Source organism: Dysgonomonas sp. ZJ709 (genome assembly GCF_011039195.1).
Taxonomy (GTDB): Bacteria; Bacteroidota; Bacteroidia; order Bacteroidales; family Dysgonomonadaceae; genus Dysgonomonas.
Genome location: NZ_JAAKEM010000018.1, coordinates 66,958 through 77,688 on the forward strand (window position 1 = coordinate 66,958; position 10,731 = coordinate 77,688).

Below are 10,731 nucleotides of genomic sequence, written 5' to 3' on the forward strand. Positions count from 1 at the left end.
TGAGCTATGGCTTTTCTGGAGAAAAGTCCCTTGCGTCAGCGTCGAGAATTACATCTTGAAACCTCTCGAAGGTTTCCGTTGTTGTTCAATCTTCTGTGCTTGCTCTACTTTTTGAGTCTTGCAGAGCCACTCGTTTAGGTCTTTGTAGTTGGCATAGTCTGCTGACTTATCTATGTGTATACAGTTGTGTGTACGGCTATACTTGTTGATCTGTAGGGTTGCGTTTCTTCCTGCCTCGTCATTATCCAGATAGGTATAGACTTTTTGGTGTGATGTTATAAAGTCGATGGCTTTGGAGAGATTGGATATGGAGTTTAACACGACAACATCTACTTTTGAGTGTTGGATGTTTTTCATGGTCAGGTAAGAGAGGTAGTCCATAAAGCCTTCAAAGACTAAACAGGCTTCGGTATTGGTGTCGGCTTTTTGGTGGGTGGTTATATCGCTTGCGGTACATACTTTTGCATATTTATTTCTGAGGGTATAACCCTCTGCATCGTTTTTGAAGCCAATGGCAAAATAGGATTTGTTGTTAGCTGAGTAATGCACTTCGTCACAGTGCTGCTTAGCTATATCGATATTGATTTTTCGTTCTGTGAGATAATCGAGTAATGCTTGGTTGGTAATGGGTATTATTTTCAGGATGGATATTCCTGATTGTTGATTGTTTTCGGCTTTTTCCAAATGGTTGTTACCGTGAAAAGAGAAGGGTTCGGACTGATTATTTGGATTGCTACCTGTTTGCATATCTGCATATTTGCATTCAAGCTTGTTTATAGCTTCTTTTACGGTACTGTTATCTAATCGCATAACAAGGTCAATCATTGTGCCTCCTTCATTGCTGCCAAAGTCTATCCATAGGTTCTTTTGATAGTCTACTTTGAAACTGGCGTTATTATCTGTCCTGAATGGTGAGTGGTACATGCCGTAGTATCCTCTGTCTTTGACGGGATGGATGTTTAGTTCGGCTAGATAGTTTTTAATGGAGAGGTTGTTTAATTCTATTGTGGTCATGATGTTGTTTTTTTTGATAATGATTAATGATTTTTTTCTTTCACGGTATTATTCCGTAGCGTTGTGAGTAATGATTATTTTGTTACTTTGTTACAAATACCCATTAATAGACTAATTATGTGATTATTGCATCTGCTACAAACTTGTAACACAATATGAGATTTGTTACGGACTGTAACATCTCTTTTTCTGTAATGCCTTTGTTACTTATTTGTTACACATCTAAATAATAGTATTAGAGTATGTTGTAAGTGAAGTTCAACAAAGTAACATAATCTCATCTAAGTACTGCCGTGAGATCCGATAGATCCGCGCTGATTTCTGAATTTCCAGAATGTCATTATTCGCTCCTAATACATAGGCTGTATAGCGAGTCGTTTTGTCGGGCTGGAGTTTCCATTTATCCTGCAATATCCTGCGGATTTGGATAGTATCTGTTTTCATGGAGATACGCATCATCATATCGTGTATATCTGTTACACAAAACTTATATTCATCCAACTCTTTTATTTCCATAATCTCCAAAATGATATACTGCATTTCGGTTTCTACTTTTCCTTTGTTGTAGTGGATGATTTTCCGCAATGCGTCTGTTACCAACAAATCGTTCCTGAACCACATACGGGATTCGCTTTTGGTGGATAGTGGCCGATGTTGCAGGTAGTAGAGGAAATGAGGAATTTCCTTCTTTAGCAATTCTAGCATCTTATCATTTTCTTTTTGAAGGGTTGGTATTTTACGCACCCAATAGCGTGTCTCTCCCTGATCGATCAGGATAGGGCAGTTTTCATTGTTGGAGCAGAGGATAAACTTGGCAAAGAATTCGACTTCACTTCGGTCTTTTCCTTTTGCTTCTGATTTGTAGGAAATAGCGGTACTTAGGTTTTTGATGCGTTCGGAGTCTTCTCTACGATCTAACAGGACTTCGTCAACGGCAACAATGAGTTTATTCGCCCAATCGGAATTAAACTGGGAACGAAAGTCTTCATTGGTGTTGAATGTCATATTTCCCGCAAAGATGGCTTTGAGGAAATTCAGGAAGGTTGTTTTGCCTGTATTCCTGTCCTTGGATACCAATAACAGAATGGGCAAACGGTATAAGGGCTTTAGGTAGAGCAATTGCAGGTAGTCTAGTCCTATTTCGAACTGTTCGCCAAAGATATGGGAGAGGATATCAAAGGTAACTGTACAACTGCCTTCGATAGGTTTATGGGGTATGGGTTCATATTGGTTCAAAAACTTGCCGATGCTGCGTTGGTAGTTGACATGGTCGGGTACGGAGCAGAAGCCATCGTATTTTTCGATGGTGGAGATGAAATCTTTGGAGTGGTCCTGGCGTAGGGTCTCGTAGTTCCATGGGCGGCGTTCTTCGATAAAGTCTTTACTGATCAGGGGACGACGAACGATTTTATACAGGTTCGTACCGACTCGCAAATATTTGTCTGTGATTTCTTCTTTCATGGGAGCAGGGTTATTTTTTATTATCATTACCCTCTATTATTCGTCTAACATCAGACATCCGATAGCGTACCTTATTACCCATTTTTATAGCTTTCAGGTAATTTTTCTTGTTCCAATGCCATAATGTAGCATCGCACACTCCACAAATCTGTTTTACCTCTTCTCTTGTGAGATATTTTTCTTTCCTTGCTTCTGCTATCTCTGTAGATAATTCGGTTTTAGCTCGATTAATCAGATCATTGGAAAACTCCAATAAATCCTCGCCATTCACTTCCAACTTGATGTTGGCTTTTCCTTGTTCGATAATTTCAAATAAATTTTTCATTTTGATATTTACATCCGCTCATATTAGGCTTTACGATCGGCAGATATAAAAAGTAAAGCCACTACCTTACAATAAGGCAGTGGCACAAAAGTATATCTAAATAATTCTGATTATAAGCTATTTACGCAACGGTAAATTCGTTAAATAATAAAACGAATTAAGCGAATTCAATTGGATAGAAAATCCTTTAATTCGTCAATAATAATTCGGTCTTCTCCAATATCTTTTACAAATTTACCCTTTCCTTGAACAAGACTAGTCAGGTCTTTATATCCTTTCTGGATACCTCTTTCTCCTACAATTGGAATCTTCTCTCCATAATAACAAGCTAAAGCATTTCGGTATGACTTAATGTCACAAGACTCTATGTAATATAGTTCATCTAGTGCTATTTTTAGGCGAGCCATATCTATATCGGTGTGTTTGATGATTAAATATTCTTCAATTTTATTCAATAATCCTTCTTTATTCCCAATCAAAAAAGATAACATCTCATCCAAAGGCTTCTCTATGCTTTTTCTGCCAGCTTTTTTCTTTTCTTCAGGAACGTTGTCTTCAATTTCCCAATCCATTATATTATCACTATCGGCTATTTTCATAAGTCTACTGTGTTCCTGCCAATCCGCTTTAGTTCTTAGTCCAAGACTAATGGATTTAGATATAAGCATTTTTATTGTAACTGAAATTACCTGTCTTTGAAGATAGCTAGTCTGCTTGCCTTTTCTAATCTCTTCTCCTCTTTCGACCATTCTTTCAAAGCTCTTTCCAAAATAGAGCCAAGACAGCAGGGCTGGGATGATTGATCTCTCATCAGCTTTATCAAATTCTTTAATAAGAGATTCTGCAAGTTTATTTTCTGCAAAGAGATTCTCTATATCTGAAATGTCTTTAAAGATTCCTTGATTCGCTTTTTTTCTTATAACTTTTTGATATTGTGGGACAAGAGCAATAGCTTTAGTCATAATAGTCTGATAGACGGAAGTGTTTTTTTCATTTATCTCCTCTTCAAAAAGATCATACTCCTCTTGATTGTTGTCCATCCACTCTTTTATGCGGTTCCTAAAATTGTCATATTCTATTTGTCCCATACTATTGAATTTACAATATTAAATATCTAGTTTACCCAACTCTCGTTTTAATTCCTTTAACAGCTCTTTCTCTGTTGGTAAGTAGAGTTGGTATTTACTAGCCATGATAGTTTTATTATCTTCTGGTAGAGAGTATTTAACTAATGTATTGTTTTATCTGCACAGAGCAAAATTCCAATCGTAGCATTCTCATCTGCTTGCTTCTCGTTCCTATCGTAATAGTTTACATACATTTGCAGTTGTCCAATGTCTTCATGCGTGATTTTATGAGTCTTAATCTCAATCACTACGAAACAGCGTAAAAGCCTGTTATAGAAAACTAAGTCAGCGAAAAACTCATCATCTTCCAGTAGCATTCTTTTTTGTCGGGAAACAAATGAAAATCCATTACCCAGCTCCAATAAAAATTCTTGCAAGTTTGTGATCAAAGCACTTTCCAAGTCTTTCTCATAATAGGATGAATCGCTTTTCAATCCTAAAAACTCTAGAACCATTGGGTCTTTTATAATCTCAGATGCTTGTTCGGGAATCCTTTCCTTACGTGCTACTGCTAAAACCGATTCTTTATCATTGCTTAATAATAACCTTTCGTATAACCCTGAATTTATTTGGCGTTCTAATTCTCTGCCAGTCCAATTATTATTAAAAGCCTCTAATTCGTAATATTCTCTTTTATACTCATTATCTATTTGTATAAGAAGCCGATATTGAGTCCAGTTGAATTGCGTCCGCAGTGTGGACGCAATTATTCTTTACTGATTTGAAAGCGTTTAATTAGCTAATGAAACTTTAAATCTCTTTATCAAGGAAATCTTTAAGGTTGACATATTGAATACCTTTATAATCATTACCAATTATCATATCGTTAAGCGTAACTACATATTTGGGATAATTATCATTGACTAGCATAAGGTTTCCAAATTCCCGCTTTCTTGTTTCTTCTTGCATTACAGTCAACGAAACTTGTACGTATACCTTTCGTCCGTCTTTCTGAGCCATAAAATCGACTTCTTTGTCTCCTAATTTTCCTACATATACCTCATAGCCACATTGAATAAGATGTAAGTAAACAGCATTCTCCATTAATTTATGAATATCCTGAGCAGCATTGAATCCGCCAATCACGTTGCGTAAACCTAAATCTTCAAAATAATATTTTTCACCGATTTCAAATATTTTCAGTCCGCTTATATCTGCTCTTAGTACCTTGTGAATAAAATAAGCATTGGTCAAAGCTCTGAGATAGTTTATCACTATCTGTGTGGACATATCGATCCTTTGTGATTTTAGGTATTTGCTAATATTGGAGGCAGAGAATAAACTGCCGACATTATCAGAAATATAGGAAACCAGATTTTCCAAGAAAGATATATTTCTTATTTTTTCTCTTGTAACAACATCTTTCAACAGTATCGTGGAATAGACATTACGCAAGTACTCAAAAGATTGTTCTCTGGAAAGTTCCAGATTTATTAAGAAAGGCAAACCTCCATATGTAAGGTATTTCTCCAATGTTTCTTGGTTGTTCTCCAGTTTGTGAAATTCCAAAAATTCACGATAGCTAAGAGAATGTACATTCACATCAATATATCTGCCGGATAAAAATGTAGCCAGCTCTCCGGATAAAAGGTTAGCATTGCTTCCTGTACAATATATATCGCATTTCTTTTCTGCAAGAAGGCTTCTTAGTGTATCTTGGAATGATTCAATTTCCTGTATCTCGTCAATGAAAAGATAGTTGAGCGATTTATCTTCGACTAATTTACTTTGGATATGATCATATAGGTCTTTAGATGTTTTAATCCCTCTAAATTCTTCTAGTTCACAGTTGATATATATTATATTAGCATTATTGATAGACTCTCTTATCTCATCCATCAATTGGTAGATAATATAACTTTTGCCCACACGTCTTTGACCTGTAAGAACCTTTATGATATTTTTATCAATAAAAGGTCTTATCTTCTCAATATATTTTTCTCTTCTTATGTATTCTACTAGCTGCATACGGGTGTTTATGAATTATACATCTGCAAATATATTAAATAGTTTCATTTATACATTACAAAATAAAGGTATATTCTAAAAATATGTGGTATAAATACAGAGAGTGTATTTATAAATGTAAATTTATCTTTTCTAGGTACTTAATTCTTTTGCAAAACATATATTACTTCCTAGACATTCATACTGCCCATAGTTGGGAATTCTTGAGTAATTATTTTTTTCGTAAAGTTTAACAGCTTCGGGTAACATTTCTCCTGTCTCCAAAATACATTTTTTATATCCTAGATCTTTTGCCCAACTTTCCAGTTCATCGAGTATGATTGAAGCAATTCCATTTCCCCGATTATTTTCAAGCACAAACATCCTTTTTATTTCCATTGTATCTTGCGAATATTCCCTGATAGCACCGCAACCGACAGCATTATTTTCGTTATAAGCTATAACAGCATATTTTATCGTCTCAATGTTGTTAAATTGTGCACAAATGGAATGGGCATTTTTATCACGTTCATCTAAATCGGAATCTAGCTTTTGTACAAGCCATCGGAAGTCCTCGTTGTCTGAGTTCGTTCTCTCGATTGTAATCATTTCCATCTTTTTTTATAATATAATTTAAGTAAAGATAAACGATTGATGAATATTCTGTAATATATTATCCCAACAAATTTACTAACTCCTTCTTCATATCCTCATCAATCTCACGATAACGACTAAATGCTTTGCTACCTTCTTTATGTCCGCTCAGTGCACCAATCAAATTTGGGTCTTTTACCTTTTTGTAGATATTGCCAATAAAAGTTCTTCTAGCCATATGACTACTAGCTACTTCATACATAGGCTTTTTTACTTCTTCATTGGTAAGTGGATCTAGTATAGTTACAATCCTATTAATTTCAGCTAGTTCAAATGCTTTCTTAATAGCATCATTATACTTTTGCTCCGAAATGAAAGGGAGAAGCTTATTGCTTTCACAATCTTTATACTTTTCCAAAATCAATTTAGCTTTGTCGTTAAGAGGAACTCTTACGGTCAGAGGGTTTCCTTCTTTTGTTTTTCTTGGTATATACTCAATGGCATCATTAATTATGTTTTGTTTGGTCATGCGGTATAAATCCCCAATACGACAACCTATAAGGCTTTGAAATACAAAAATATCTCTTTGTATCTCGACCTGTTTATGGACAGATAAATCTTTCTCAAACAATTTATCACGTTCTTCTAATGTTATATAAATAGGTGTTCCATAGGTACATTCATCAATACGAAACTGATCGAATGGTCTATTCGTGGTTTTCTTATTATCAAAGCACCAAAGGAAAAATGTGCGTATACGGCAAAAACAATCATTTAGTGTGTTTTTACCTCTTGGTTTTGGTGTACGTTTTTCGGGTATCGATTCATAAATAGCAGGATATAATTCAAAATATTTATGCTCATTTTCAAAAAAATCCCACATATCACGTAATGTATCCGAGGTAATATTGTCAATATCCAGGACAAAATCTTTCTGTCCTCGTCTAGTTGCTTTAACATATAACTCATAACGTAATATCGCTCTTCTCACTACTCTGAAATTCTTTCTTCTTACTTCAGACAACTTGTGTTTCAAGAGGAATTCATCCAGAAGCTCTTCAATAGTTGGTTTTGTTTCTACAATGAGCTCTTCTTTTGTTTTATATTTATTGGGATTATGGTATTTGTCTAAAGCTGTTTTTAGCCAATCTTTTGAAATCTCATCATTGCTGATCGTTTGATATTCTTTTTCTATGTAAGTTTTTAATAAACGAACACCTCCGTTTATTTCGTTTCGAAGTTCATCTGAACATACTACTTTACTTTTTACTTGTTCTGCTTTATCATCCCACAGATTTGGATTAATTGTTAACTCGGTAGGTGCAATAGAATCCAAACGCCTTCCATCTCTAAGACGAAGATAAATTGTAGCTTTAGAGTCTGTATCGTAGCGTTTTACTGTCTTCTTAATAATAAATGTGACTTTCATAGGTTTGTTATTTATTTGCTTTTACAAACCTACTAAATTTTCCCCACATTTTCCCCACACGTGCTAAAATTGTTTCAACTTCATTAAATGTAAATCAACTTAAAATATTATCTATTCATTTAATTAACAATATAATATATGTATTTTTGGCTAATTTAGAGATATTAGATATTCATATATATTTAACCATTTTGACCTCGGCTCTGGGTACGTGTACAAGGCGAAGAGGAGTTAGATCTTTATTGATTTAGCTCTTTTTCTTTTTTACACTTCGTAATCTATTAGTTGTAATCGGTTTGAGAGATGTTTCTTCATCAAATACTTATTTCTCAATTAAACAGAATTGCTACGCCTAAAATTGGTAACATCACTTATTAAATGCTAAAACGTATATCTGTTTTTCTGAATTATCGCTAAATGCTTCTCCTTCAAAATCTCCAAACTTGTGAATAATACTAAATCCATTCCATTCCAAATATGAATCTAATTCTTGAGGAAAAAACATTCTCATATCCAAATTTTGAATAGAATTGAATTTGCCATTGATAAAATAATGCCATTCTATGCGATTAATCTGAGTTTTATTTTCATATCGCATTGTCTGCTTTATCAATACTTCTCTTCCGTCGTCAGTTCTATATGTAGCAATTTCTCTCTGTTCTTTTTCACCTTCAACTATATATTGAATATTCGGATTAAAACAATCTAACAGAAATAAACCTCCGTCTTTGAGGTGATTTTTCACGACATTAAAAGCCTTAAACAAATCTTCATTTTTATATAAATGATGGATTGAATTAAATGGGATAAAAATAAGGTCGTATTTCTCTTGTAAATCTAAAGTTCTAATATCTGCCTCAACAAAACGAATGTCTAATCCTGCTTTGGCAGCTTTAGCTCTTGCTTGTTCAAGCATTGATGAAGTATAATCCACCCCACAAATAGAGTATCCATCCTTTGCAATTGGAAGCGTAAGTCTGCCCGTGCCACAGCAAAGCTCAAGTATTTTAGCATTCTTATTTTTCGGCAGCCACTTTTTGTAAAATTGCAAATCAGATAAGAAGGTATTTAATCCATCATAAATATTTGCGTCATAAATCAACTCGCCAACCTTGTAATCAGTATTCATTTTGTTCTTCAAATTCTATTTTTTATTGTACAATCTTATTTAAGTGTGCTTTAATTACAGCTAACTCACTTATCTATTTAACTCAATTACACCTATCATTCGCAAATAGTATTACATACTATCTCCTTTTCAACCCTCAAAAACACCCTTTATGGTTTCGAAATCCAATATCTCAATTCGTAAATTAGGTCTAAATCTTCAAAAAATCGGTTCGAGAATAGAACGGTTAAGGGTACTAAGGCGCAGAAAGTTTAAAAACTCTCTTCGCTTTTTGTTTTTACCTATCGGAGCTTATCTCATTGTATTACAGTTCAGATACATTTATTTTTGTTAGTTAATTGTAGTTTCATCATTATATCTGTCTGTTCATCATCACCTAATTTGAAAATATGTTTATCAAACTCTACAAAACCATTCTTCTTATAAAAAGCTATGGCTTTTGGGTTCTCTTCCCAAACACCTAGCCAAACGTAGTCGATATTTTTCTGTTTTGCTTTTTCTATCGCTTTCTCGTAAAGTAATTGTCCTGCATATTTTCCATGAAATTCTTGCAGCACATAAATCCGTTCAATCTCCAGCCCTTGCTCATCTCTTATTTCTGTCTGAACTTGCCCCCAGTTTATTTTCATATAGCCGATTATGTCCTTGTTAATCATCGCGAAATAAAATAGGGAATCACTGCTACTAAGTTCAGAGGCTAATTTTTCTATCGAAAATCTCTCTTCTAAATAGTTAGTCATATTCTCTTCTGTATTTGTTGATGAGAATGTTTCATGAAAAGTTCGTCTACCAATTTCTTGTAATTGATTAATATTATTTAGAGTTACTTTTCTTATGAGTATATTTTCCATACTTATTTAGCTCTTTTGATATACAAATATATATAATTTACGGTTTTGAAATCCACTTTCTTAATTCATAAATTAACTCTAAATCTTCAAGAAATTGGTTCGAGAATTGAACGCTTAAGGGTACGTGTACAAGGCAAAGAGGAGTTAAATATTAATTGATTTAGCTCCTTTTCTTTTTTACACCTCGTAATCCGTTAGTTGTACTCGGTTAGACGTCTTTTATTCGCAGTATATTAGTTGTGGGCAGTTAATTTTTCCTTTCATCAAATCCCATTAATTGACGAATCTTGTCAGCATTACTTTTTGTTGTTAAATTCTCCAATAATAATAAAGCAACATCTATCGCTGTTGACGGATTCCATGAAGTAATCACATTGTCATCTATTACAATTGGTTGATTTATCACATTAACACCAAATCCTTTCAATGCTTCTCTTCGAATCGGATTATTATAAACAGTTCCATTTTTATTTTTCAAAATACCACTCTTTCCCAGTGGCAAGGCTCCAACACAAATAGATGCAATAATCTTATTATTTGTTTTAAATCCTCGAATTAAATCTAAGAATTTATTGTCATAAGCATCGTTATAAAATCCATAAACCTCAAATCCGCCCGGAATTGCTAATGCGTCAAATGTAGAAATATCAATATCTTCTACCAGATAATCTACAATAAACCGTTGGTTAAATGAACTTTTAATTTCTTTTTTTAATCCGCAAGTAAATAATTCGGTAGAGTTATCTCCTTCAACAAGATTCCAGCCTATAACATCAATGAATACACTTGCTTCAAATGTTTCAAATCCATCCGCTAATAACAATAATACTTTTTTCATTTTTAATCAAGTTACA

At 34.0% G+C, this 10,731-nt stretch carries 11 protein-coding genes and 1 pseudogene; all 12 read right to left on the reverse strand.

The window, feature by feature from the left end:
• Positions 1 to 48: 48 nt before the first annotated feature.
• Complete coding sequence (locus tag G7Y56_RS12735) at positions 49 to 1,014, reverse strand: toprim domain-containing protein (protein WP_165044004.1); 966 nt, start codon at positions 1,012 to 1,014, stop codon at positions 49 to 51.
• A 258-nt stretch (positions 1,015 to 1,272) separates the two neighbouring features.
• A complete protein-coding gene (locus tag G7Y56_RS12740) occupies positions 1,273 to 2,475 on the reverse strand; it encodes a primase-helicase family protein (protein ID WP_165044006.1) in 1,203 nt (400 codons plus the stop codon).
• A 10-nt stretch (positions 2,476 to 2,485) separates the two neighbouring features.
• Positions 2,486 to 2,800 (reverse strand): AlpA family transcriptional regulator, encoded by a 315-nt coding sequence (locus G7Y56_RS12745; protein ID WP_026627210.1) that lies wholly within the window; start codon positions 2,798 to 2,800, stop codon positions 2,486 to 2,488.
• 167 nt (positions 2,801 to 2,967) lie between these two features.
• A complete protein-coding gene (locus G7Y56_RS12750) occupies positions 2,968 to 3,888 on the reverse strand; it encodes a DUF6043 family protein (RefSeq protein WP_165044008.1) in 921 nt (306 codons plus the stop codon).
• A 140-nt stretch (positions 3,889 to 4,028) separates the two neighbouring features.
• Positions 4,029 to 4,382: a PDDEXK nuclease domain-containing protein gene (locus tag G7Y56_RS18630; RefSeq protein ID WP_255498749.1), complete on the reverse strand. Its 354-nt coding sequence runs from the start codon at positions 4,380 to 4,382 to the stop codon at positions 4,029 to 4,031.
• 150 nt (positions 4,383 to 4,532) lie between these two features.
• Positions 4,533 to 4,637, reverse strand: a pseudogene (locus tag G7Y56_RS18870) (hypothetical protein); the annotation flags it as partial.
• A 40-nt stretch (positions 4,638 to 4,677) separates the two neighbouring features.
• On the reverse strand, positions 4,678 to 5,895 hold the full coding sequence (locus tag G7Y56_RS12760; protein WP_026627208.1) for an ATP-binding protein: 1,218 nt from the start codon (positions 5,893 to 5,895) through the stop codon (positions 4,678 to 4,680).
• A 132-nt stretch (positions 5,896 to 6,027) separates the two neighbouring features.
• Positions 6,028 to 6,483, reverse strand: coding sequence for a GNAT family N-acetyltransferase (locus tag G7Y56_RS12765; protein WP_185153999.1), 456 nt, complete (start codon positions 6,481 to 6,483; stop codon positions 6,028 to 6,030).
• A gap of 64 nt (positions 6,484 to 6,547) precedes the next feature.
• Positions 6,548 to 7,897 carry a site-specific integrase gene (locus G7Y56_RS12770; protein ID WP_165044010.1) on the reverse strand — a complete coding sequence of 450 codons (1,350 nt, stop codon included), beginning with the start codon at positions 7,895 to 7,897 and terminating at the stop codon, positions 6,548 to 6,550.
• 367 nt (positions 7,898 to 8,264) lie between these two features.
• Positions 8,265 to 9,026, reverse strand: a complete 762-nt coding sequence (locus tag G7Y56_RS12775; RefSeq protein ID WP_165044018.1) for a class I SAM-dependent methyltransferase — start codon at positions 9,024 to 9,026, stop codon at positions 8,265 to 8,267.
• Positions 9,027 to 9,337: 311 nt separating this feature from the next.
• Complete coding sequence (locus tag G7Y56_RS12780) at positions 9,338 to 9,877, reverse strand: GNAT family N-acetyltransferase (RefSeq protein WP_165044012.1); 540 nt, start codon at positions 9,875 to 9,877, stop codon at positions 9,338 to 9,340.
• 247 nt (positions 9,878 to 10,124) lie between these two features.
• A complete protein-coding gene (locus G7Y56_RS12785; protein WP_165043995.1) occupies positions 10,125 to 10,715 on the reverse strand; it encodes a DJ-1/PfpI family protein in 591 nt (196 codons plus the stop codon).
• Positions 10,716 to 10,731 lie beyond the last annotated feature (16 nt).